Source organism: Empedobacter sp. GD03861, assembly GCF_029840885.1.
Lineage (GTDB): Bacteria > Bacteroidota > Bacteroidia > Flavobacteriales > Weeksellaceae > Empedobacter > Empedobacter falsenii_B.
On sequence record NZ_JAOCDJ010000001.1, the window covers coordinates 205,317 to 229,084 of the forward strand.

Below are 23,768 nucleotides of genomic sequence, written 5' to 3' on the forward strand. Positions count from 1 at the left end.
TGATTCGTTTTTAAGTATTTATATAATTTTGTAATTAAATATATCCTCATGAAAAAGATTTCATACCTATTAAGTGTAATTGGATTAGGAATTTTTGCTCAAGCGCAAGAAACTACTGAGACAGTTAACAACGATTACAACAAATGGTCTATCGAGGCCAATGGAGGTGCTGTAAAAGCACGTAAAGCTTTCACTCCTGGTTACTATTCTGAAACGCCAAGTTTCTATCATGCTGATTTTGGAGTTCGTTACATGTTCAACAATAAGTTTGGTTTAAAATTAGACGGTGGATATGATCGTATCAAAGAAGGTGAAGATGTAGCTCGTTTCCGTTCTAATTATTACCGTGTAGATTTACAAGGGGTTGCGAACTTAGGACGAATCATGAATTTTGAAACATGGACAAATAGAATTGGTTTATTAGCGCATGGTGGTGCAGGTTATTCTTGGATGAATAATGACGCAACAAAAGGTGCTGATGGTAAAGTTTTCGATGACAATGATAACATGGTAAATGTTATGGTTGGTTTAACTCCTCAGTTAAGATTAACAGATCGTGTTGTATTAACAGGAGACGTTTCTTATGTAAGAAATATTCGTCAAAACGTAGCTTTTGATGGAAATTCTGAAATTTCAGGTTCTGGTTTTGGTGGTGAATTATGGAATGCTACTTTAGGTTTAACTTTCTACTTAGGTAAAAACCAAAAACACGCTGATTGGGTTTACGAACCAACTCGTTCTGACTTAGAAGATCGTATTGCTAACATCGAGCAAATGTTAAAAGATACTGATGGTGATGGTGTTGCTGATTACTTAGATCAAGAACCAGATTCAGCTCCAGGCGCTGTTGTTGACACTCACGGTGTTACAATTGACCACAATGGAAACGGAATTCCAGATAATATTGAAGAATACATTAAACAAAATGCAGGAGGAAATACAACTATCGTTAATGATGCTGATTTCTTAGAGCAAATGATTAACTCTGGTATTATCAACGTTTACTTTGATTACAATTCTGATAAACCATACCAACAATCAGTTGGAGGTATCAAATTTGTATCTGAGTACTTAAAAGCTAAGCCAAATGCTCAAATTGACATTTTAGGTTACGCTGACCCAGTTGGAAGTGATTCTTACAACAAAAATTTATCTCGTAGAAGAGCAGAAAATGTAAAAGCTATTTTAGTTAGTCAAGGAGCAAATGCTTCTCAATTAACTACAGTTGGTGAAGGTGAAGATAAAGAATTCAAAAATTCTCAAGTTTCTTCTCATCAATTAGCAAGAAGAGTTGTTTTCAGAGTAAAATAATTCTCTCTTAATTTAAGATATTAATCAGGGATAGATTTTTCCATTTTTTGGAGTCTCTATTCCTGATTTTTTTATTATCTTTACCACCACTTAAATTACTAAAATATTGAATCCTTTTAACCAACACTTTAATGCTCCTAGATGGGTAGTATTAGTGCTAGACATACTTATAGTTTTCTTTAGCTATGTAATAACCAATTTTATACTTAATAGTTTTCTAAATTCTTTTAGTTTAGAAAAATTATTATTTAAATTACCATTTGTTGTAGCAGCATATACTCTATGTTTCCTATACTTCAAAACATATAAGGGAATTGTAAAAAAAACGGGGTTAAAAGATGCTGAAAATGTTTTTGTTTCAAATACAACAGCTTTTCTGATTCTTTTCTTCATCTCTTTTATCTATAGACAATTCATTGAATCTAATCTTTCGGAGAACACTCCTGTTTCATATGTTTTCAGAATGTCTTACTCTGTTATCTTTGTCCATTTATTTATTTCAACAGTAATAATGGTTATTGCCAGATTATATTATAAATGGATTTACGATTATTTTTTTTCTAAAAATAAAGCTCAACAAAAAACATTGATTTACGGAGCTGGAGATTCAGGATTAATCACTCGAGATATTTTACAAAACGATACTCAATTTAACTATAAAGTAGTAGGTTTTATTGATGACAAACCTTCTAAAATTGGAACGTTTATCGATGGCGCTAAAATTTATTCTATAAATGATGTTGATGATAAATTCATTGAACGAAATGATATTTCAGAAATCATTATTTCTATTCAAAATATTAAAACTAATGAGTTATTAAACCTTTCTAAATCTTTAGAAGATTTAAATGTTAATATTAAAATAATTCCTCCTATTTCTAATTGGATTGATGGTACATACAAGCCTGCTCAAATCAAACAATTAAAAATTGAAGATTTATTAGGGCGTGAATCAATTAAGTTGAAAAACCCTATTATTAATGAAAATGTACAAGGTAAGGTAATACTTGTTACTGGTGCTGCAGGTTCTATAGGAAGTGAAATTTCAAGGCAACTTGCTATGATGGATTTTGCTCAACTAATTTTGATTGATCAGGCAGAATCGGCTCTATATGATGTTCAACAGTCTTTAAAAAATGAAATTTCTGAAGAAAAACAAAATAGAATAGATTATATCGTTTCGAGTGTAAGAGATCGAAAACGAATGTTAAGCCTTTTTGATAAATATCATCCGCAAATTATTTTTCATGCAGCTGCATATAAGCATGTTCCGTTGATGGAAAAATTTCCTTATGAGGCAATCAACACAAATATTTATGGAACAAAAATAATTGCTGATTTAGCAAATGAATTTGGTGCTGAAAAGTTTGTAATGGTTTCTACTGATAAAGCTGTAAATCCTACAAACGTGATGGGCGCAACTAAACGAGTTGCCGAAATTTATGTAAATTGTACAAATGAAATTTCTAAAACTAATTATATTGTCACACGATTTGGTAATGTGTTAGGATCTAATGGATCTGTAATACCTTTATTCAAGCGTCAATTGGAAAACGGAGGTCCATTAACTGTAACTCATCCTGATATTACACGTTTTTTTATGACAATACCAGAAGCGTGTCAGTTAGTACTTGAAGCAGCAATAATGGGAAAAGGTGGCGAGATTTTTGTATTTGATATGGGCGAGTCTATGAAGATTATTGATCTTGCTAAAAGGATGATTAGACTTAGTGGTTTTAAATATCCTGAAGAAATTGATATAAAAATTGTAGGTTTACGTCCAGGTGAAAAAATTTATGAAGAATTATTAGCCAATGATGAAAATACAGTTAAAACACATCATGAAAAAATAATGATTGCTAAAGTAAATACTTCAAAATGTCAAGATAATAAAAAGTTGATTGAAGAGTTATGCTCAATGTCTTCAACTATAGAAAAACATGAACAAGTCATGCATTTAGTAGCTAAAATAAAAGAGATAGTACCAGAATTTAAATCACAAAACTCAGAATTTGAAAAACTTGATAATCTAATTTATGAAAAATAAAATTCTCCAATTTTTATGTTTCTTTTCTTTCGTCATCATCACATCATGTGGTTCAAGAAAAGAAATCGTCTATTTTCAAAACCAAGAGCAACTAACAACCAGCTTTGAACAGTATATTCCGAAAATACAACCAACCGATCAATTAGCAATTGTTATTTCAGCAGCTGATGTTGCTGCAGTGGCTCCTTTTAATCAAATGAGTACTATTCAGACTACAGCGAATAGTAATACAATATCTCCATACAGTCCAACTTATACTGTTGATGAGAATGGAAATATTAGTTTACCAATGGTGGGTAATGTCAAATTGGCAGGCTTAACAAGAAGTCAAGCGATTGAAACAATTAAAAACAAAGTCAGTAAATATGTGGTTAATCCAGGTGTTAATGTAAATTTTGTAAACTTCAGAATTAGTGTATTAGGAGAAGTAACTCGTCCAGGAAGCTTTATAGTTCCTACAGAAAGAATTACATTATTAGATGCCTTAGGAATGGCTGGAGATTTAACTATAAAAGGAAAACGAGAAAATGTAACAGTAATTAGAGAAAGTAATGGTGTAAAAGAACGTTTCAATGTTGATTTAACATCTGAATCTGCTCTCAATTCTCCTGTTTATTATTTAGCACAAAACGATGTGGTTTATGTAGAGCCAAACTCTGCACAAGTTTCTGCATCAAAATTTACACCTAACTATTCGTTATGGATTTCTATGGCAGGTGTTATTATTTCTGTAATTTCTGTTTTAACAAGGTAAGATGAATCAAATTAATAATTCGACAAATAACTTTTTTTTTGAAGAAGAAGAAGAGAATATTAATCTTAGACAAGTTTTAGAACAATATTTATATTATTGGAAATGGTTTGTTTTGGGATTAATCGTAGCCATTATAGGGGCGTTATTTTATTTAAAATATACACAAAAACAATATCAAGTTTCTGCAAAAATCTTATTAAATGAGAAAGAATCAGCGGCGGGTGAATTAGCCGGTTTGGCAGATGCAGCAACTATGTTTGGTACGAGTTCTAATGCAGAAGTTGGTGACCAGATCGAAATTCTGAAATCAAGACGTTTAATTTCTAAAGTGGTTGAACAAAATAATTTTAATATTCGCTATTTTAGTGTTGGTAGAATTGCTGAAATTGAAACTACTGCTGCTGAATCGCCTATCAAAATTTTGTTTTTGAATGAAGCAGATAAACTGAATGAAGAATTATTTGAAGAATTAGAAGTTAAGATAGAATCAACGACTAAATTTAAGCTTTCAAATAGAAATACAAAAGAAGCCAACACCTATTCGTTTGGACAAAAGATTAGCACCGATTTTGGTGATATTATCATCAGCCCAAATAAGAATATTGCAAAAAGTATTGATGCCGAATATTTAATCAAGTTATATTCATTGGATTATACAATAAGTTATTATCAGTCAAAAATCCAGATTGAACCTAACAGCGATAAAAATTCTAAAGTTGTTAACTTTAGCTTAGTAGGAACAGTACCGAATATTTCCAAAAAATTCATCAATGATTTGATTAATCAATACAATTTAGATCTTGTTACAGATAATAATAAATTGACTGAAGCTACTTCTAAATTTATCGATTCGAGGTTAGATATTGTTACAGGCGATCTACAAGGTGTTGACAGAGATTTAGAACGTTATAAATTAAGCAATAACATTACTGATGTTACTTCTGAAGCGAATATTTTCTTACAAAATGCATCAGATAATGAAAAGAAATTATTAGAATCATCTACTCAGCTACAATTAGTTGATTACATGAATTCAGCTTTAAATTCTAACAAAACGGATCTTTTGCCAACTAATATTGGTTTACAAGATCAAACAATTGCGTCACAAATTGCTTCGTATAATGAATTGGTTTTAACGAAAGAAGATATGTTAAAATCAGTTACAAACGAACATCCAAATGTGGTTAAATTACAGGAGCAAATTGGTGATGTTAAACGAAACTTGAAGAATAGTTTGCGTTTGTACCGAAATAATACTCAAACAACTCTAAGCACAATTCAGAACAAACAAAATCAAATAACAAGCAGAATACAAAAAGTACCAAGCCAAGAACGAGGTTTTAGAGATATTTCTCGTCAACAGCAAATTGTTGAAGCTTTATATTTATTCTTATTACAAAAACGTGAAGAGAACGAAATAAAAGCAGCTGCTACACCAGAGAATATAAAAGTTATTGACTATGCTTATAGTTCTAAGGTTCCTGTCTCACCTAAGAAAAGTATTATACTATTAGGGGCGCTAATTCTAGGATTAGTTATTCCTTTTATATGTATTTATATATATAAATTATTAAATAACAATGTAAACTCTAAGGAGGATGTTGAAGATGCTGTGGGAGCTCCAATTGCTGGGCAAGTACCTAAAAGTGATATTTCTATTATCGAGCAAAATGATAATTCTAGTGTTGCTGAAGCTTTTAGAATTCTTAGAACAAACATGAATTTTTTACTTAAAAATTCAACAGATCCTCAGTCTATCTATATAACTTCTACTACAAGCGGAGAAGGTAAAACATTTATTTCAACTAATTTAGCTCAAATATTAACAATGTCAGGTAAATCTGTTTTATTAATTGGAGCAGATATTAGAAGTCCAAAAGTTTTAGATTATTTAGGAATTACTGATCAGTATAGACACAAATATGGAGTTACAGAATACTTAATTTCGAATGATATTAATATTAGTGATATCATTATCAAAAATCCTGCTGATTACAAATTTGATGTTATTTATTCTGGACAAGTAGCTCCGAATCCATCAGAGCTATTGATGAACGGACGTTTTGATGATATTGTCAAATATGGAAAAGCAAACTATGATTATGTATTAATAGATACTGCGCCTGTTAGTTTAGTTACTGATACTTTATTAATTTCTGACAGTGCAGATATTACAATGTACGTTGTTCGTGCTAATTATTTAGACAAACGAATGTTGGCTATTCCTAAAGAATTATATCAAGATAACCGTCTTAAAAACATGGCAATGGTTGTTAACGATGTTGACTTTACAAAAGGATACGGATATGGGTACGGATATGGGTACGGATATGGTGAAAATCATAATAAAGGTGGATTTTTTAAAAACCTTTTTAAACGTAAATAAAATAAAAACCTGAAGTTAATCTTCAGGTTTTTTTGTACTATAAAAATATATACACTATTGACCTTCCTTCTCCAATCTCTCTAATGCTTTTTCGTGAGCAGATTTTACATCATTTTTGATTTTTTTATCTTGAGTAGATTTTCGAATCTTTTCTGCATGATAAGCCAAATCATCCAATGTCATTTTATAACTCACATAAAACCCGCGATTATATCTTGAATACGAAGCTAATCCCCAACCAGCAATTAATTGATTCTTAATTTTTTTAGTTTGATATTCGTTCAAATAACGTTGAAGTTTTGGAGAAATTTCTTCTTTCGCAATTGATTTTACAGAACCATTCATTCGGCTAAACCAATATTTATTATCCAATTTTATATACGATTTTGCACCTAAAATGCTTTTAAAAGCAAGATCCCCAAGCAGTAAAACCTTCTCAAATTCCGATTTTTCATTGGTCATATAATCCCAATACATTTCAGAAGTCATTCCAACCATCGGACTTTTATCTATTGTTGCTTCATACAAATCTTTACCATTTTGATAAGCTGCAGCAACATTTTTAAATTCAATTCCAAAATCATCACAAGCCTTCTGATAACCTGTAAAAGAACCCGAATATTTCTCGAAATTATCTATAAAAACTCTATAAATACAATAATGTGAAATATCAATCAAAACTTTTTTAGAATCATCTAAAAAACCGTTTATCAACTGTATCGGAAAGTTATAATATTCGTAGGAACTCATAATTGTTTGATTTTCTTAAATGTGGTGTTAATTCATCGACTAAGATAAGATAGTTTTTATTATTCTTAAAATGATAAGTATCAAAAAACTTCAAAATTTAATAGGTTAGATTTTTAAAGCGGTAAAACTTCAATTCCTAATTTCTTCCTAAATCTTCTTTGTCCTTTGCTTCAAAATAATAAACAAATGAAGTTTTTCTTAACAATATTGACAACAATTTTCATTACAATTTTCATTACAATTTCAACTAACGCCCAGACAAAAAATGATTCAATCATCACGATTCAATCACAACAAAAAACATTAAAACCTAAAGTTGATCATGCAGAACCATTGTATACAGATTTGATGCGCGATCTGGGAGCAAGAAAAGGAGAAGCTGAGATAAATGTAGGGGTTGGAGTGACCTCAAAAAAAGGATATAATGAATATAATGGTTTTATTGAGTATGAATGGGCTGTTGCAGATCGTTTGGGATTAGAGGTTGAAGTACCTTTTTCTTTTAATCACAAAAGCGCTGATAGCGATGGTTCTATTTATGTTCCAAACAATAAAATTGAAGGTTTAAAATTAGCTACTCAATATACTTTTTTGGTGAATGAAAAACGAAAAATATCTTTGGCAGTAGCTTATGTTCATGAATTTGAATTCAATAATTTCAAAAAAATAGGACATCAAGGCTCTGTATTTACGGGTATGAAAATGAATCCTGTTTTTATTGGAGCTAAAAACTTTAATAGTTTTAATACATTAATCTATACAGGACCTATTTTCGAACATCATTATAAAGAGCAAAAATTAGATGTTGGAGCAACTATAAACGCAAGTATGATGTATGTTTTACCAAATTCGAAAAACTTTATTGGACTTGAAAATAATATGGATATTGACCGCGATGGATTTCATTATACTTTAAGACCTCAAATTAGATTGGCTATTCAACACAATTTAATGATTGGTTTGGTTACTGGAGTTTCTATCACCAAACATACAGGAACCAACCTTGATGTGATGACACGTATTATTTGGGAACCTTAGTTTTCTTAATAAAAAAACCTCCTTTAAAACTTTTTAAAGGAGATTTGTGGAGCTGGCGGGATTCGAACCCGCGTCCAAACAAGCAACAAATAAGCTTTCTACATGCTTAGTTTATTATTAATTTTCGACGAAATCCTGAGAATAAACACTCTGTCATCCGCTTATCATCTAAAATCTCGAAACCTATCCGATGCACTAAGGTTTCTATTCTTACTTTCCCGTGTCCCTGTATCAAACGCCGTAAGTCAAGGCTTTTGAGGGACATTCAGCTTCTATACCTAGTATAGACGTGGCGTATTCTTACTAAAATTCAGAATTATGCAGCTAAAGCGTACTCTTCGTTGCCAGTTAAAAAGTTGAAGTGCCTGATTAAAGTGAGTACACAACCTATCACTGCATGCTTACTTACCCATTGGCCTTGCTGTCAAAACCAGTCAGCCCCATAAATAAATTGTCAATAAATAATTGACGGATGCCAAATGTACAAATTTTATACCAAATAGAATTAACTTTTTCTAAACATAATTATTGAACAAATTTGAATAAATTAGAAAAAATTTAATTCACAAAAAATTTTAATAAAATGGGAAACTTAGTTAATGTACCTACATTCAAAGATCATTATGACAATTACATCAATGGTCAATTTACGCCACCTACAAATGGAAAATACTTTGATGTTGTAACGCCACTTACTGGAAAAGTTTTTACAAAAGCTGCGCATTCTTCAGAAGAAGACTTAGTAAAGGCGGTAGATGCTGCTCACGAAGCTTTCAAAAGTTGGAGTCAAACTTCGCCAACGCAACGAAGCATTATTTTGAATAAAATTGCAGATCGAATCGAAGAAAATCTACAAAATGTTGCGGCTGTAGAAACTTACGATAATGGAAAACCAGTTCGTGAAACGTTGAATGCTGATATTCCTTTGGCAATCGATCATTTCAGATATTTTGCTTCGGTAATTCGTGCTGAGGAAGGTTCTATCAACGAATTAGATAAAGATACAGTTTCAATTATTATCCACGAGCCAATTGGTGTTGTTGCGCAAATTATTCCTTGGAACTTCCCAATTTTGATGGCGGTTTGGAAATTAGCTCCTGCGTTAGCTGCTGGAAACTGTGTGGTTTTAAAACCTGCTGAATCTACTCCTATCTCGATTTTATATCTATTCGAATTAATTGGAGATTTATTACCTCCAGGAGTTGTTAACATTGTAAATGGTTTTGGTGGAGAATTAGGTCGCGCATTGGTGACAAATCCTAAAGTATCGAAAGCTGCATTTACAGGATCTACAGCTACAGGACGTTTCGTGATGCAATATGCAACAGAAAATATTATTCCGGTTACCTTAGAATTAGGTGGAAAATCACCAAATGTATTCTTCGAATCTGTGATGGATCATGATGATGATTTCTTAGACAAAGCAATTGAAGGTGCAGTATTATTTGCACTTAATCAAGGTGAAATTTGTACGTGTCCTTCGCGATTATTGATTCAAGAATCTATTTATGATAAGTTTATTGCACGAGTTGTAGAACGTGTAAATATGATTAAAGCAGGAAATCCTCTTGATCCAGAAACAATGATTGGTGCGCAAGCTTCTCAAATTCAATATGACAAAATTTTAAGTTATATTAAATTAGGAAAAGAAGAAGGTGCAGAAGTTTTAACTGGTGGAGATGCTAATCATTTACAAGGAGATATCGAAAATGGTTATTACATCAAACCAACATTATTTAAAGGAAATAACAAGATGCGTATTTTCCAAGAAGAGATTTTTGGACCTGTGTTAGCTGTGACAACTTTTAAAGATGAAGCAGAAGCGATTGCAATTGCTAATGATACAATATACGGTTTAGGTGCTGGTGTTTGGACGCGTGATGCTCATCAATTATACCAAGTTCCTCGTGCTATTCAAGCCGGACGTGTTTGGGTTAATCAATATCATAGTTATCCTGCTGGAGCGCCTTTCGGAGGTTATAAACAATCTGGAATCGGACGTGAGAACCACAAAATGATGTTAGATCATTATCGTCAAACTAAAAATATGTTAGTTTCTTACAGCAAAAAGAAACTTGGATTCTTCTAGTCAAAACATTTAAAAATGCTACCATTGATATCTATTTTAATAATAATTTAAAACCATAATATTATGATTCCAAAAACAATGAAAGCGGCGGTTGCACAAGGATATGGACAACCTTTAAAAATTCAAGAAGTTCCAGTAAAAACTCCTGGGCGATATGAAGTTCTCGTAAAAGTAATCGCATGTGGTGTTTGTCATACAGATTTGCATGCAATTGATGGAGATTGGCCTGTAAAAGCTAAAATGCCTTTAATTCCTGGACACGAAGGGGTTGGTATTGTCGTAGCATGTGGACCAGAAGCTCAAGTGAAAGAAGGTGACGCTGTTGGTGTTCCTTGGTTATATAGCGCTTGTGGATGTTGTGATCATTGTATTACTGGATGGGAAACACTTTGCGAAGCTCAACAAAATGGTGGATATAGTGTAGATGGTGGATTTGCTGAATATGTAATTGCAGACTCTAGGTATGTAGGGCATTTAAAATCGAATACAAACTTTCTAGAAATAGCTCCAATTTTATGTGCTGGTGTAACAGTGTATAAAGGATTAAAAGAAACGGATACTAAACCTGGAGAGTGGGTTGCTATTTCTGGAATTGGAGGCTTAGGACATGTTGCTGTACAATACGCAAAAGCAATGGGATTGAAAGTAGCTGCTATAGATGTTGCTGATGACAAACTAGATCTAGCAACAAAACTTGGAGCTGATATAACTGTAAATGCTAAAAATACAGATCCTGGAAAATTTTTGCATAAAGAAGTTGGCGGAATGCATGGAGCTCTAATTACTGCAGTATCTCCAATTGCTTTTAAACAAGGAATTGATGTATTAAGACGTAAAGGAACAATTGCTTTAAACGGATTACCTCCAGGATCATTCGAACTACCTATTTTTGAAACTGTTCTAAAACGAATCACCGTAAGAGGTTCTATTGTTGGAACAAGAAAAGACTTACAAGAAGCATTAGATTTTGCTAACGAAGGTTTGGTAAAAGCTACTGTAACACCAGCTAAATTAGAAGACATTAATGATGTTTTTGACAAAATGAAAAAAGGTCAAATTGATGGTCGAATAGTATTAGATATAGCTAGTACAACTTAAAAAAAAATTTTTCTGTATGAAATCAATTAATCGTATATCTGCATCTGATAAAGCAAAAAAACTTCTAGTTGAATTAAAAGCAAAACATGGCGATTTAATGCTTTATCAAGCGGGAGGTTGCTGTGAAGGAACGCAACCGCAATGTTTCAGAAAAGGAGAATTTTATCTTCGATACAAAGATGTTTGCATAGGAGAAATTGATGGAGTTGAGTTTTGGATTGACAAAGATTTGTTTGAATATTGGAAACATGCACATTTTGAATTAGATGTGATCGATGCTATCGGCGCTGGAGGTTTTTCGTTAGAAGTTCCGCTTGGCAAAACATTTAAAGTCAATTATCGAATATTCTCTCAAGAAGAACTTAATCAATTAGACGAAGTCAAAATCAATTTATAAAAGAAAAGCCATTTGCAATGCAAATGGCTTTCTTATTTATGATAGAAATAATTTTATCCTAAAACTTCAATCGCTTTGTTGATACGTGCAATCGTTTCCTCTTTTCCTAAAGTTGCCATAATTACAGGAACATCTGGTCCTTGTAAAGCACCAACTAAACTAAGACGCAAAGGCATTCCGATTTTTCCGAATCCAATTTCTTGATTTGTAACAAATTCTGCCATTGCATCGTGTAAAATTTCTGAAGTAAATTCTGATGAATTTAAAACTTCAACAAATTTTCCTAAAATCTCTTTCGAATCATCTTTCCAAGCTTTTTTAGTAGCTTTTTCATCGTAAGTAGAAGGAGCTATATAAAAGAATTGACCTTGTTCGAAAATATCTTTTACAAAGTTTGCTCTTTCTTTTAACAATTCAACCACTTTTGCATCTAAAGCTGGATTAGCTTCGATTCCGTTTTCTTTTAAAACTTCTTCGAAAGATGGCAATAATTCTTCAACAGATTTTTGTTGTAAATATTGATGATTAAACCAAGTTGCTTTTTCTGGTGAAAAACGTGCACCCGATTTTGAAACTTTTTCTAATGAAAATAATTGAATCAATTCTTCCATTGTAAAAATCTCTTGATCAGTTCCAGAATTCCATCCTAATAATGCTAACATATTCAATACTGCATCTGGGAAATAACCTTCTTGTTTGTATCCTTTTGCAATTCCTTCTTCTGTTTTCCATTCCATTGGGAAAACTGGAAATCCGTGTTTGTCTCCATCACGTTTGCTTAATTTTCCTTTTCCTTCTGGTTTTAAGATTAATGGTAAATGTGCGAAACAAGGTGCTTCCCAACCAAATGCATCATACAATAATTCATGTAAAGCCATTGATGGTAACCATTCTTCTCCACGAATTACGTGAGAAATTCCCATCAAATGATCGTCCACAATATTAGCTAAGTGATACGTTGGCATTCCATCAGATTTAAACAAAACTTTATCATCTAAAGTTGATGCATCAATCGTGATTTTTCCACGAATCATATCATTCAATAAAACTGTACGAGAATCATCAATTTTGAAACGAATCACATAAGGCGTTCCATTCTCAATTAAAGCTTTTGTTTCAGCTTCTGTCATTGACAATGAGTTTTTCAACTTTCCTCTTGTCGACCAATTATAAATAAATGTTTCTTTATTTTCGTCTGCTTTTGCACGTGCAGCGTCTAATTCTTCTGCCGTATCAAACGCATAATATGCATTTCCAGAAGCTAATAATTCGTCTACATATTGTTTGTAGATTTCTTTACGCTCTGATTGACGGTAAGAACCTAAATCTCCACCAAAACCAACACCTTCATCAGGAGTTAAGCCTAACCATTTCAACGAATCGATAATATATTGTTCAGCACCTTCCACATAACGTGTTTGGTCTGTATCCTCTATTCTTAATAAGAATTTTCCGTTATTATGTTTTGCGAAAAGATAATTGTATAACGCAGTACGGACTCCTCCGATGTGTAACGCACCTGTTGGACTTGGCGCAAATCTTACACGAACTTCTTTTGCCATTGTATCAAAATTTTTGCAAATTTAAGTCGTTCAATTCTATAATAGATATTTATTTTAAATAATATTCTATTTTTTATCTTCGTAAAACGAAAATTCAACAAAATAAAACCACATAAAAATGAAATTATATACAATAGAAACAGGAAATTTTAAATTAGATGGCGGCGCAATGTTCGGAATTGTACCAAAATCGATTTGGAATAAAACCAATCCTGCTGATGATAGAAATTTAATCGACCTTGCGATGAGATGTCTATTAATCGAAGATGGTAAACGATTAATATTGATTGATACAGGAATCGGAACTAAACAAGATGCAAAATTCTTTGGTTTTTATTATTTATGGGGCGATGCTACTTTGGATAACTCTTTAGCCAAACATGGTTTTCATCGCGATGATATTACAGATATTTTCTTGACGCATTTGCATTTTGATCATTGTGGTGGCGCAATTCAATACAACAAAGAGAAAGATTATTTAGAAGCTTCATTCAAAAACGCAAAATTTTGGTCGAATGCGAATCATTGGGATTGGGCAGTAAATCCAAATCCACGTGAAAAAGCGTCTTTCCTGAAAGAAAATATTTTACCTCTACAAGAAAGTGGACAACTTAATTTGATTGATTTGCCTCAAAATGGATCTATTTTAGAAAATTCTCCACTTGGTTTTGATATTTTATTTGTGGATGGACATACCGAAAAGCAAATGTTACCAATCATTACATATAAAAGCAAAAAAATAGTTTATATCGCAGATTTAATCCCAACTGTAGGGCATATTCCATTAATTTATGTAATTGGGTTTGATACACGACCTTTAATAACAGTTGAAGAAAAAGGAACGTTTTTACAAAAAGCAGTCGAAAATGAATATATTTTGTTTTTTGAACATGACCATGTCAACGAATTAGCTACGTTAAAATTAACAGAAAAAGGGGTTAGATTAGATAAAACCTATTCATTTTCAGAAGTTTTTGATTCAATTTAAAATCAATTTCATAACCGAAATGATTTCACAAATTCAGAAAAATATTTTCATACCTTTGTGTTGTCATTTAAAAAAATTATAGAAGCATGGGATGTGGATCTTGTGGAACTTCTAATGGCCTTCCGAAAGGATGTAACAATAATGGTGCTTGTGGCACTGATGGTTGTGGAAAATTATCAGTTTTTGATTGGTTATCGAATATGCAACTTCCAAATGGACAAGAAAAGTTCAATTTTGTGGAAGTTCGTTTCAAAAACGATCGAAAGTTTTATTATAAAAACGAAAACAACATATCTCTAAATATTGGCGATGTAATCGCTGTTGAAGGAACGCCCGGTCATGATATTGGGGTTGTTACACTTACGGGTGAGCTTGTTAGAATCCAGATGAAAAAAAAGAATCTTTCGTGGACTGCGGAAGATGTCAAGAAGGTTTATCGCAAAGCGAACCAAAAAGATATAGAAACTTGGGTAGAGTTTCGTGATAGAGAAAAACAAACAATGGTTGATTCTCGAATTATGGCGAAAAACCTTAATTTGGAAATGAAAATTTGTGATGTTGAGTACCAAGGAGATGGGGCGAAAGTTACATTTTATTATACAGCAGAAGGACGTGTAGATTTCAGACAACTAATCAAAGAATACGCTGGGAAATTTGGCGTAAGAATTGAAATGAAACAAATCGGATATCGTCAAGAAGCAGCAAAAGTTGGTGGAATTGGATCTTGTGGACGCGAATTATGTTGTTCTACTTGGTTAACAGATTTCCGCTCTGTGAGCACTGCTGCAGCACGTTATCAACAATTGTCAATTAACTCGCAAAAGTTAGCTGGACAATGTGGTAAATTAAAATGTTGTTTAAATTTTGAATTAGATTCATATTTAGATGCATTAAATAGTTTTCCATCAATGGAAAGCCGTTTCGAAACTGAAAAAGGTTGGGCACATTGTGTTAAAATAGATGTTTTCAAGAAAGAAATGTGGTTCGCTTATGATAAAGGAGGAATTGTTTGGTACAAATTTTCGGTAGACGATATTCAAGAGTTTTTAGCAATTACTGCAAAAGGTCTAAAAACTGAACCTTTAGAAGATTTAGCTAAAAATGTAGAGGAATCGAAACCAGATTTTACAGATGTAATTGGTGAAGATTCTTTAGAACGTTTTGAACGTAAAGAAAAACAGAACAAAAAACGTAAAAGAATTAAGAATAATCAAAATTCTGGAAACGAAAAAGTTGCGGCGAATACTAATAATCTAAAACCTCAGATGGCAAAACAAAAACAGCCTAATGAAGCCAAAGATAAAGCAAATCGTCCTGAAAATAAACAAGGAAAGAATCCAAATCAGTCTAAAAAGAATAATCAAAATAGACCGATCAAAAATTCGAATCCTAATCAGAATCAGCAACAACAAAATCAGCCAAAAGAGAAGCAACAGCCAACTCAGGCAAAAGAGCAACAAGCTCAACCAAATACTGATCAGCAAAAGCCGCAAGGAAATAATCGCAATCGCAATCAACAAAAGCGAAAACCGAATAAACCGAGCAATAATAGCCAACAAAATAATCAAACAAATCAGGCTAATCAGTCAACTCAACAACCAAAAAAACAACCTCAGCAAAATAATCAAAATGCTGAGCAAAAACCGAAAACTAAGGACGAGAATCATACAAATAATTCTCAACCGAATCCAAATAAATCGAAGAATCGAAGTAAAAAAAGATTTAATCGTGGGCCAAAACCAAATGATACGCAACAGTAGTTTGCTTTTTATTTTAGTCTTTTTATTGTTTAGTTGTGAGGCTAAACATTATTATCAAGACACAAAAGATGTGAAAGACGAATGGAAGAGTAATCAACCTCAAACCTTTACGTTTGATGTAAAAGATCCAAAACCTTCGGCTGTTAACATTGGATTTGTGTTAAGAAATAATACGTCGTATGAATATAGTAACTTATATTTGTTCACGAAATTCATCGATCCTAAAGGAAACGAAATGATTGATACCTTACAGTATTACATTGCAAATCCCGATGGAAGCTGGATTGGTAAAGGAATGACAACAAAAGAAATGATGTTGGTTTATCGTGAAAATTTACCAATAAAAGACTCTGGTCGCTATCAACTAAAAGTTTGGCAAGGTATGCGAACAAAGAATTTGAAAGGAATCGAAGACATTAGTTTGATTGTTGATAAAGCTGAATAATACAGAATGGAAAACAATAAAAATCCTAAAACAAGCGCAACTTCTAAAGCAAAAAAGAAGTTCAATAGCTTTTCATTAGCCAAAAAAATAATCGTTACCATTTGGGTACTGTTTTTTTGTGCCGTATTAGGAATTTTCGGAATCTTTTGGGCGACATCTAACGGATGGTTAGGTGAAATTCCCAATGTACGTGATTTAGAAAATCCTGATATTTATGTTTCATCAGAAATTATTTCTTCTGATGGTGTTTTGTTAGATCGTTTCGAAGCAGAACGCAGAACACCAGTTGATTACAAAGATTTACCTCCACATTTGGTTGACGCATTGTTAGCAAAAGAGGATGTTCGTTTCTTTGATCATTCAGGTGTAGATATTAAAGCTGCTTTCCGTGCTATATCTTCAGGTGGTGATTCAGGAGGTGGATCTACAATTACACAGCAGTTAGCAAAACAGTTGTACACAAAAGACCCTTCTTCTAATAAGGTGAAACGTGGTTTACAAAAACTAAAAGAATGGGTAACTTCTGTTCAATTAGAAAAATTGTATACAAAAGAAGAAATCATTGCGATGTACTTCAATAAGTTTGACTTTATCTATGGTGCAAAAGGAATTGAATCTGCTTCTAAAGTTTATTTCAATAAAACAACAAAAGAATTGAACTTGGACGAAGCTGCAACATTAGTTTCTATGTTTCAAAATCCTGTGAAATTCAACCCTATAAAAAATCCTGCATTATCTACAGAAAAAAGAAATCTTGTATTAGAACAAATGATGAAATACAACAAGATTTCTAGAGCAGAGGGTGAGGCTGCTAAAGTCGCTCCTTTAGTTACAGATAAGCAAGATATTATGAAACATGATGAATCACATTCAGCATATTTCAAATCTGCTTTGAGAAAGGAAATTCAGCAATGGATGGTTGATTATGAGAAAGAAACAGGAAAGTCTTATAACCTTGAAAAAGATGGTCTAAAAATTTATGTAACGTTAGACTCAAGAATGCAAAATTTAGCTGAAGAAGCGGTTAAAAAACAATTAAAAGTTTTACAAGATCAATTCTTTGGAGAGCAACGTGGACGTAGTTTAGCACCATTTTATAATATTTCTGCTGCAAAAAGAACACAAATCTTTAAGCAAGCAATGGCTCGTACAGATTTGTATAAAAAGATGAAAGCCGAAGGAAAATCTGAAGCTGAAATCGAAACTGTTTTCAATACACCTCGCGACTCTGTTCAGTTCTTTACATGGAACGGAATTCAGTACAAAAAAGGAAAAACATTGATGGATTCAATCGAATATCACAAACATATTTTACAAGCTGGTTTAATGTCAATGGATCCAAAAGATGGAACAATCAAAGCTTGGGTTGGAGGAATCGATTGGAATTATTTCAAATTTGACCACGTAAAACAAGCACGTCGTCAGGTAGGTTCTACGTTCAAACCGTTTGTTTATGCAACAGCGATTAATCAATTAGGATTAACACCTTGTCATACTGTTTCTAATGAGAGAATTCCAGGAAATTGGTCTCCTCGAAATGCTAATGGTAAATATGGTGGATCTCAAGATTTAAGAACTGCATTAGCTTATTCAACAAATATTGTCGCTGCTCGTTTGATTATGCAAACAGGTACAGAACCTGTAATTCAAATGGCTCGTGACCTTGGAGTTGAATCTCCTATCGTAAAAGACCCTACAATTGCATTAGGTTCTGCCGATTTATCATTGTATGAAATGGTTGGTGCGATGAGTGCTTTTGCAAATGGTGGTATTTACATTAAACCGCAATTAATCTTAAGAATAGAAGATAAACAAGGAAAAGTTATCAAAGATTATACACCTCAAACACGAGAAGTTGTTAATGAAAACGTAGCGTACACTATGATTGATTTGATGAAAGGTGTTATAGATAGAGGTTCTGGTGCGAGATTAAGAAATCGCTACGGAATGACTGCCGAAATTGCTGGTAAAACAGGTACAACAAACGAAAACTCTGATGGTTGGTTTATGGGATTAACACCAAATTTAGTTACTGGAGTTTGGGTTGGTGCAGAAGACCGATTTGCTCACTTTGCGAGTACAGCCACAGGGCAAGGAGCCAATACAGCTATGCCAATTTGGGCTTACTATATGCAAGGCGTTTACAAAGAAGGCGGAAAATTTGGCGTAACAGCTGGAGATAAATTTGATAAACCTAAGGACATTGAAAAACATTGGGATTGTTCGAATACATACGGATTCCATCAATATGATGAAATGTATGATCCAGGTCCAATTATCGAAGGAAGTGGTAGTGAAAGCGTAGGCGAAAACTATGAAATTCCTGAAGAAGAAGGTCAATAATTAAATTGATATAAACACAAAATAGCCACTCAAAATTGGGTGGCTATTTTTATGATTTATAAGTCTTCTTTTTCCTCTTCGTTATCAAACTGATTGTTGTACGATTCACGTTCTTGTGCCAATTTCTTTTCGCGTTGTTTTTTCTTAAAATCACGAATCGTCATATACGTTAACAACACAACAAGCGCTGCAACCAAAAAATAATTAGCATACGTAAATAAATTCGTAATTGTATCCGTTACCACCTCATCTGGTGTTACAACAGCTTTTTCTTCCATAGGAAATATTTTAATTATTGATAGAATTCTTTCGGATATTCTACCATTCCATTTACATTTTTCAGCGCATCTTCCTCCAACTCAATTGCCATACAATTTTAATCTGGAACATCAAAAGGTAACTGAATATCAAAGTCAGATGCTTTTCGGTAACCAAATTTAGGATAATAAGTTGGATGACCTAATAAAATGACAGATTCAAAACCTAATTCTCTCGCTTTCTTATGCGCAAATTCTATTAAATGACCACCAATTCCATTTCCCTGATAATTAGGTAAAACCGCTACAGGAGCAAGCGCTAAAGAATCATACGAAGAATTAGAATGATTAATTTTAATCTTTGTCAATAAAACATAACCAACAATAAGTCCATTCATTTCAAAAACAATAGACAAATCAGGAACAAAACCATCAGAATTTCGTAATCGTTCAACTAAAAATTGTTCACGACGATCGCTATATTCTTCATTTTCAAATGCCTTTTCAATCAATTTAAAAACTTGTTCATAATCACTTTTCTCCTCTTTCCTAATATTCATTCCTTCATCAATTGATTAACCTTATAAAATTAGAAAAAGGTTTTAACAAAACAAACAACAAATCGTATCTTTGTCGCTTATAGATTTTAAGCAAATGAGTCAACCAAAAAGATATACAATTACAGCGGCTTTACCTTATGCTAACGGACCATTGCACATTGGTCACATGGCAGGTGTTTACGTTCCTTCTGATATTTATGCACGTTTTTTACGAAGAAAAGGAAAAGATGTAGCATTTATTGGAGGTTCTGACGAACATGGTATTCCAATTACAATTCGTGCCAAAAAAGAAGGCGTTACGCCTCAAGACATTGTTGATCGTTACCACGAAAATATCAAAAATACATTGGCTAATTTTGGTGTAACGTTCGATATTTATTCTCGTACAACATCAGATAAACACAGAGAAGTTGCTCAAGATTTCTTCAAAACGTTATATGATAACAACAAGTTTACAGAAGATGTTACGGAACAATTTTACGATGAAGATGCGCACGAATTTTTAGCGGATCGATACATTCGTGGTGAATGTCCGAAATGTGGAAACCCTGATGCTTATGGAGATCAATGTGAAAAATGTGGCTCAACATTAAGCCCAGAAGAATTGATTAATCCTCGTTCTGCTTTATCTGGAAATACGCCAATCAGAAAAGAAACTAAAAACTGGTATTTGCCATTGGATCAATACCAAGATTTCTTATCAAAATGGATTTTAGAAGGTCACAAAAATGATTGGAAATCGAGTGTTTATGGTCAAGTAAAATCTTGGTTAGACGATGGTTTGAAACCTCGTGCAATGACACGCGATTTGAACTGGGGAATTCCTGTTCCTGTTGATGGTGCCGAAGGAAAAGTAATGTATGTTTGGTTTGATGCACCGATCGGTTACATTTCTTTCACGCAAGAATGGGCAGAAAAAAACGGTAAAAACTGGAAAGATTATTGGCAAAACGAAGAAACGAAATTGGTTCATTTCATCGGAAAAGATAATATCGTTTTCCACTGTATCATTTTCCCTACAATGATGAAAGCGCATGGTGATTACATTATGCCTGATAATGTTCCTGCAAATGAATTCTTGAATTTAGAAGATGATAAAATTTCAACTTCGCGTAATTGGGCAGTTTGGGCACACGAATATTTAGAAGATTTCCCGAATCAACAAGATACATTACGTTATGTGTTAACGGCGAATATGCCTGAAAATAAAGACAATAACTTTACGTGGAAAGATTTCCAAACTAAAAATAATTCTGAATTAGTTGGAATTTTAGGAAACTTTATCAACCGCGTAATGGTTCTTTCTCACAAATATTACGAAGGAATTGTTCCTGCAAAAACAATTGAATTTGAAGAATTAACTGAAATCAAATATTTTGCAAAGCGCATTGGTGATCATTTAGAGAAATATGAATTCCGTGCTGCGTTGACAGAATATATGAATTTGGCTCGTCTTGGAAATCAATTTTTACAAGCGCAAGAACCTTGGAAAAAAGGTGATGATCCAGAAGCTGTAAAAGGAATTATGTATGCCGCTACGCAAATTGCTGCGGCATTAGGACAATTAGGAGAACCATTTATTCCATTCGCTTCTGAGAAAATGTTGACTATGATGAATGTAGAAAAAATGAGTTGGGATGATTTAGAATCAACAGACGAATTTGTAAAAGCTGGACATCAATTAGGACAATCTGAATTAATTTTTGCAAAAATTGAAGACGAAGCAATCGAAGCACAAATCAATAAATTAAACGAAAGTAAAGTCAAAAATAATATGACAAATCCAAACGCAGAACCTCAAAAAGAATTGATTTCTTTTGATGATTTCCAAAAAATGGATATCCGTATCGGAACTATCTTAGAAGCGAAGAAAGTTGAAAAAGCAGACAAATTATTCGAACTAAAAGTAGATACAGGAATGGACGTTCGTACAATTGTTTCTGGTATTGCAGAACATTTTACGTTAGAAGAAATCGTTGGGAAACAAGCGATGGTTTTAGCAAATTTAGCGCCTCGTAAAATTCGTGGAATCGAATCGAACGGAATGTTATTATTCGCTGATAAAGTAGACGGAAAATTAACGTTTGTAAATCCAGAAGAAGAAACGCCAAACGGTGTTCAAGTTGGATAATTTTTATTGTAAAAAGTAAAATGTATTAAGTATAAATGTAAAAGCCACTTCGATGAAGTGGCTTTTACATTATCTCTTTAAAACTTCTATAAATTTTCCTTGTTGATTCTTTTCTAAATTAATTTTTAAAATGTAATTCTTCTTTTTAATTAAAAAATAGTCTTTTCCTTTCATTTTAAAAACCGTATCTCCTTTTTCGATTGAATCACTCACGTTAGAAAACCATCTACCATCTTTAAAAGAATCAATTTTATTCGTTTCGGGATTATTTCCAATAATTGTAAAAGATGCTGATTTTACTTTATCTTCTTTATAATTATTATTAAAAATAATATTTACAGAATAATCTAATTCAGTTTGATTTTGTCCATTTGTAAAATCACTTTTAAAAAAGTACAAATAGAAAACTATTAATAAGAAAACAAATATTATTACTTTACTATTAAGAATTTTACTCATTACATTTTTCTAAGGATGTTCTGGAAAAGTAAACGAATCTCCTGTATTTGGTTTATTCTTGTGCTGAGTTGGTTCATCTTTCTTTATCTGATACTCGTTCAATTCATGTGCCGCCGTGAAAGAAGTAACCATTGTATTTAACATTTCCGAAGCGGCAGTTGGTGAATTTGGCAACAAAACTAATTTACTTCCAGATTTTTCTCCAATCGCTTGCAATGTATCATAATGTTGCGTCACCACAATTAGCGCAGAAGCTTCTTGTGACGTAATTCCTGCTCCATTCAAAACATCTACAGATTCCAATAAACCTTTTGCAATTTCACGACGTTGATCCGCAATACCTTGTCCTTGCAAACGCTTCGATTCTGCTTCGGCTCTTGCTTTTTCTACAATCAAAATACGTGCAGCATCACCTTCATATTGCGCTGCTAATTTTTCACGTTCGGCAGCATTAATACGATTCATCGCATGTTTTACTTGCTCATCTGGATCAATATCGGTTACCAAAGTTTTGACAATTTCGTAACCATATGAATTCATTGCTTCTTGCAATTCACTTTTTACAGCAACCGCAATATCATCTTTCTTCTCAAAAACATCATCTAAACGAAGTTTTGGAACCTCAGCTCGGACAACGTCAAAAACGAAAGAAGTTATTTGCGTATAAGGATTATCTAATTTGTAAAATGCATCATAAACTTGAGTTTTGATGACTTGATATTGAACAGAGACTTTCAATCGAACAAATACATCATCTTTTGTCTTCGTTTCGACAACAACGTCTAATTGTTGAATTTTAAGAGACATTTTTCCAGCAATTCTGTCTACAATCGGAATTTTGAATTGTAATCCTGGATTACGAATACTATTAAATTTCCCGAAACGCTCAATAACAACCGCCGTTTGTTGTTTTACTGTAAAGACGAATAAAAAAAGGAAAATAATTCCAAGAAAAACGATCACGCCTAAATATCCCATAAGTTTTAGTGTTTTGAATTTGTTGGATTAAGATACAAAAAAAATTAGGAATGTTAAGTTATAACATTCCTAATTCGAATTTTGCTTCTTCGCTCATCATATCTCTATCCCAAGGTGGATCGAACGTAATTTCTACGTAACATTTCGTTACATATTCTATCTCTTCTACGCGCTGTTCTACCTCTACAGGTAAACTTTCAGCCACAGGACAGTTTGGAGATGTAAGGGTCATGGTAACTTTTACTTCACCATCTGCATTCACCTGTGCATCGTAAACCAATCCCAATTCATATATATCAACTGGAATCTCAGGATCGTAAACTGTTTTGAATTTTTCAACCAATTTTTCTCCAATCGAATCTAATTGTTGTTCTGTTAATGCCATTGTTATCAACTGTTATTGTTCTGCAAATGT

At 32.8% G+C, this 23,768-nt stretch carries 20 protein-coding genes and 1 other RNA gene; 13 read left to right on the forward strand and 8 right to left on the reverse strand.

Features of this window, described 5'->3' with window-relative positions:
- The first annotated feature begins 48 nt into the window (after positions 1-48).
- The 4 genes from N5D03_RS00980 (at position 49) to N5D03_RS00995 (ending at position 6,498) form a co-directional block, all read left to right on the forward strand.
- The gene (locus N5D03_RS00980) at positions 49-1,311 is read left to right on the forward strand and encodes an OmpA family protein (protein WP_219034505.1); all 1,263 of its coding nucleotides are present in this window, start codon (positions 49-51) and stop codon (positions 1,309-1,311) included.
- Positions 1,312-1,417: 106 nt separating this feature from the next.
- Positions 1,418-3,358: a nucleoside-diphosphate sugar epimerase/dehydratase gene (locus N5D03_RS00985; RefSeq protein WP_280050693.1), complete on the forward strand. Its 1,941-nt coding sequence runs from the start codon at positions 1,418-1,420 to the stop codon at positions 3,356-3,358.
- Positions 3,348-4,112 carry a polysaccharide biosynthesis/export family protein gene (locus N5D03_RS00990; RefSeq protein ID WP_280050694.1) on the forward strand — a complete coding sequence of 255 codons (765 nt, stop codon included), beginning with the start codon at positions 3,348-3,350 and terminating at the stop codon, positions 4,110-4,112. The genes N5D03_RS00985 and N5D03_RS00990 overlap by 11 nt, the downstream gene beginning before the upstream one ends.
- Before the next feature lies 1 nt (position 4,113).
- On the forward strand, positions 4,114-6,498 hold the full coding sequence (locus N5D03_RS00995; protein WP_280050696.1) for a polysaccharide biosynthesis tyrosine autokinase: 2,385 nt from the start codon (positions 4,114-4,116) through the stop codon (positions 6,496-6,498).
- Between the two features lie 54 nt (positions 6,499-6,552).
- On the opposite strand, the gene N5D03_RS01000 is transcribed toward N5D03_RS00995, so the two are convergent.
- Positions 6,553-7,248 (reverse strand): hypothetical protein, encoded by a 696-nt coding sequence (locus tag N5D03_RS01000; protein WP_219034502.1) that lies wholly within the window; start codon positions 7,246-7,248, stop codon positions 6,553-6,555.
- 186 nt (positions 7,249-7,434) lie between these two features.
- Here N5D03_RS01000 and N5D03_RS01005 point away from each other — a divergent pair, with 186 nt between their 5' ends.
- Positions 7,435-8,286, forward strand: a complete 852-nt coding sequence (locus tag N5D03_RS01005; protein WP_280050697.1) for an HAEPLYID family protein — start codon at positions 7,435-7,437, stop codon at positions 8,284-8,286.
- A 44-nt stretch (positions 8,287-8,330) separates the two neighbouring features.
- Here the strand turns inward: N5D03_RS01005 and ssrA are convergent.
- Positions 8,331-8,728: a transfer-messenger RNA gene (ssrA, locus tag N5D03_RS01010) on the reverse strand.
- Between the two features lie 141 nt (positions 8,729-8,869).
- On the opposite strand from ssrA, the gene N5D03_RS01015 reads away from it, so the two are divergent.
- From N5D03_RS01015 to N5D03_RS01025, 3 genes are all read left to right on the forward strand, one after another.
- Entirely contained in the window at positions 8,870-10,375 is a 1,506-nt protein-coding gene (locus N5D03_RS01015) for an aldehyde dehydrogenase (RefSeq protein ID WP_280050698.1), read from the forward strand.
- A gap of 63 nt (positions 10,376-10,438) precedes the next feature.
- Positions 10,439-11,473, forward strand: a complete 1,035-nt coding sequence (gene adhP, locus N5D03_RS01020; RefSeq protein ID WP_038336794.1) for an alcohol dehydrogenase AdhP — start codon at positions 10,439-10,441, stop codon at positions 11,471-11,473.
- A 16-nt stretch (positions 11,474-11,489) separates the two neighbouring features.
- Positions 11,490-11,870 carry a DUF779 domain-containing protein gene (locus N5D03_RS01025; protein WP_038336795.1) on the forward strand — a complete coding sequence of 127 codons (381 nt, stop codon included), beginning with the start codon at positions 11,490-11,492 and terminating at the stop codon, positions 11,868-11,870.
- Positions 11,871-11,923: 53 nt separating this feature from the next.
- Here the strand turns inward: N5D03_RS01025 and gltX are convergent, their stop codons facing one another.
- Complete coding sequence (gene gltX, locus N5D03_RS01030) at positions 11,924-13,432, reverse strand: glutamate--tRNA ligase (RefSeq protein ID WP_280050699.1); 1,509 nt, start codon at positions 13,430-13,432, stop codon at positions 11,924-11,926.
- Between the two features lie 118 nt (positions 13,433-13,550).
- On the opposite strand from gltX, the gene N5D03_RS01035 reads away from it, so the two are divergent.
- From N5D03_RS01035 to N5D03_RS01050, 4 genes are all read left to right on the forward strand, one after another.
- On the forward strand, positions 13,551-14,420 hold the full coding sequence (locus N5D03_RS01035; RefSeq protein ID WP_115002237.1) for an MBL fold metallo-hydrolase: 870 nt from the start codon (positions 13,551-13,553) through the stop codon (positions 14,418-14,420).
- An 86-nt stretch (positions 14,421-14,506) separates the two neighbouring features.
- Complete coding sequence (gene ricT / locus N5D03_RS01040; protein ID WP_280050700.1) at positions 14,507-16,180, forward strand: regulatory iron-sulfur-containing complex subunit RicT; 1,674 nt, start codon at positions 14,507-14,509, stop codon at positions 16,178-16,180.
- Positions 16,164-16,625, forward strand: a complete 462-nt coding sequence (locus N5D03_RS01045; RefSeq protein WP_084106949.1) for a gliding motility lipoprotein GldH — start codon at positions 16,164-16,166, stop codon at positions 16,623-16,625. The genes ricT and N5D03_RS01045 overlap by 17 nt, the downstream gene beginning before the upstream one ends.
- A 6-nt stretch (positions 16,626-16,631) precedes the next feature.
- Complete coding sequence (locus N5D03_RS01050) at positions 16,632-18,968, forward strand: transglycosylase domain-containing protein (RefSeq protein ID WP_280050702.1); 2,337 nt, start codon at positions 16,632-16,634, stop codon at positions 18,966-18,968.
- Positions 18,969-19,024: 56 nt separating this feature from the next.
- Here N5D03_RS01050 and N5D03_RS01055 read toward each other — a convergent pair whose 3' ends face one another.
- Together N5D03_RS01055 and N5D03_RS01060 are read right to left on the reverse strand one after the other, a co-directional pair.
- Positions 19,025-19,246, reverse strand: coding sequence for a hypothetical protein (locus N5D03_RS01055; RefSeq protein ID WP_280050703.1), 222 nt, complete (start codon positions 19,244-19,246; stop codon positions 19,025-19,027).
- Between the two features lie 98 nt (positions 19,247-19,344).
- On the reverse strand, positions 19,345-19,785 hold the full coding sequence (locus N5D03_RS01060) for an N-acetyltransferase (protein WP_347880908.1): 441 nt from the start codon (positions 19,783-19,785) through the stop codon (positions 19,345-19,347).
- Between the two features lie 94 nt (positions 19,786-19,879).
- Between N5D03_RS01060 and metG the strand changes: the two genes are divergently transcribed.
- Positions 19,880-21,916 carry a methionine--tRNA ligase gene (gene metG / locus N5D03_RS01065; protein ID WP_280050704.1) on the forward strand — a complete coding sequence of 679 codons (2,037 nt, stop codon included), beginning with the start codon at positions 19,880-19,882 and terminating at the stop codon, positions 21,914-21,916.
- A gap of 69 nt (positions 21,917-21,985) precedes the next feature.
- On the opposite strand, the gene N5D03_RS01070 is transcribed toward metG, so the two are convergent.
- Genes N5D03_RS01070 through N5D03_RS01080 form a run of 3 tightly spaced genes read right to left on the reverse strand, consistent with a single transcriptional unit; the run spans position 21,986 to position 23,738 of the window.
- Positions 21,986-22,375, reverse strand: coding sequence for a hypothetical protein (locus tag N5D03_RS01070; protein WP_125348870.1), 390 nt, complete (start codon positions 22,373-22,375; stop codon positions 21,986-21,988).
- Between the two features lie 9 nt (positions 22,376-22,384).
- Positions 22,385-23,353 (reverse strand): SPFH domain-containing protein, encoded by a 969-nt coding sequence (locus N5D03_RS01075; protein ID WP_280046203.1) that lies wholly within the window; start codon positions 23,351-23,353, stop codon positions 22,385-22,387.
- 58 nt (positions 23,354-23,411) lie between these two features.
- The gene (locus N5D03_RS01080; protein ID WP_280038109.1) at positions 23,412-23,738 is read right to left on the reverse strand and encodes an iron-sulfur cluster assembly protein; all 327 of its coding nucleotides are present in this window, start codon (positions 23,736-23,738) and stop codon (positions 23,412-23,414) included.
- Positions 23,739-23,768 lie beyond the last annotated feature (30 nt).

Excerpts from the sequence above, each read along its gene's own strand:
- N5D03_RS01060 (WP_347880908.1), bottom strand. The coding sequence starts at position 19,785 with ATGAATATTAGGAAAGAGGAGAAAAGTGATTATGAACAAGTTTTTAAA.
- N5D03_RS01015 (WP_280050698.1), top strand. The coding sequence starts at position 8,870 with ATGGGAAACTTAGTTAATGTACCTACATTCAAAGATCATTATGACAAT.
- N5D03_RS01035 (WP_115002237.1), top strand. The coding sequence starts at position 13,551 with ATGAAATTATATACAATAGAAACAGGAAATTTTAAATTAGATGGCGGC.
- N5D03_RS01080 (WP_280038109.1), bottom strand. The coding sequence starts at position 23,738 with ATGGCATTAACAGAACAACAATTAGATTCGATTGGAGAAAAATTGGTT.
- adhP (WP_038336794.1), top strand. The coding sequence starts at position 10,439 with ATGATTCCAAAAACAATGAAAGCGGCGGTTGCACAAGGATATGGACAA.
- N5D03_RS01000 (WP_219034502.1), bottom strand. The coding sequence starts at position 7,248 with ATGAGTTCCTACGAATATTATAACTTTCCGATACAGTTGATAAACGGT.
- N5D03_RS00980 (WP_219034505.1), top strand. The coding sequence starts at position 49 with ATGAAAAAGATTTCATACCTATTAAGTGTAATTGGATTAGGAATTTTT.
- N5D03_RS01075 (WP_280046203.1), bottom strand. The coding sequence starts at position 23,353 with ATGGGATATTTAGGCGTGATCGTTTTTCTTGGAATTATTTTCCTTTTT.
- N5D03_RS00995 (WP_280050696.1), top strand. The coding sequence starts at position 4,114 with ATGAATCAAATTAATAATTCGACAAATAACTTTTTTTTTGAAGAAGAA.
- N5D03_RS01025 (WP_038336795.1), top strand. The coding sequence starts at position 11,490 with ATGAAATCAATTAATCGTATATCTGCATCTGATAAAGCAAAAAAACTT.
- N5D03_RS01070 (WP_125348870.1), bottom strand. The coding sequence starts at position 22,375 with ATGAGTAAAATTCTTAATAGTAAAGTAATAATATTTGTTTTCTTATTA.
- N5D03_RS01005 (WP_280050697.1), top strand. The coding sequence starts at position 7,435 with ATGAAGTTTTTCTTAACAATATTGACAACAATTTTCATTACAATTTTC.
- ricT (WP_280050700.1), top strand. The coding sequence starts at position 14,507 with ATGGGATGTGGATCTTGTGGAACTTCTAATGGCCTTCCGAAAGGATGT.
- gltX (WP_280050699.1), bottom strand. The coding sequence starts at position 13,432 with ATGGCAAAAGAAGTTCGTGTAAGATTTGCGCCAAGTCCAACAGGTGCG.
- N5D03_RS01045 (WP_084106949.1), top strand. The coding sequence starts at position 16,164 with ATGATACGCAACAGTAGTTTGCTTTTTATTTTAGTCTTTTTATTGTTT.
- N5D03_RS01050 (WP_280050702.1), top strand. The coding sequence starts at position 16,632 with ATGGAAAACAATAAAAATCCTAAAACAAGCGCAACTTCTAAAGCAAAA.
- N5D03_RS00990 (WP_280050694.1), top strand. The coding sequence starts at position 3,348 with ATGAAAAATAAAATTCTCCAATTTTTATGTTTCTTTTCTTTCGTCATC.
- metG (WP_280050704.1), top strand. The coding sequence starts at position 19,880 with ATGAGTCAACCAAAAAGATATACAATTACAGCGGCTTTACCTTATGCT.
- N5D03_RS01055 (WP_280050703.1), bottom strand. The coding sequence starts at position 19,246 with ATGGAAGAAAAAGCTGTTGTAACACCAGATGAGGTGGTAACGGATACA.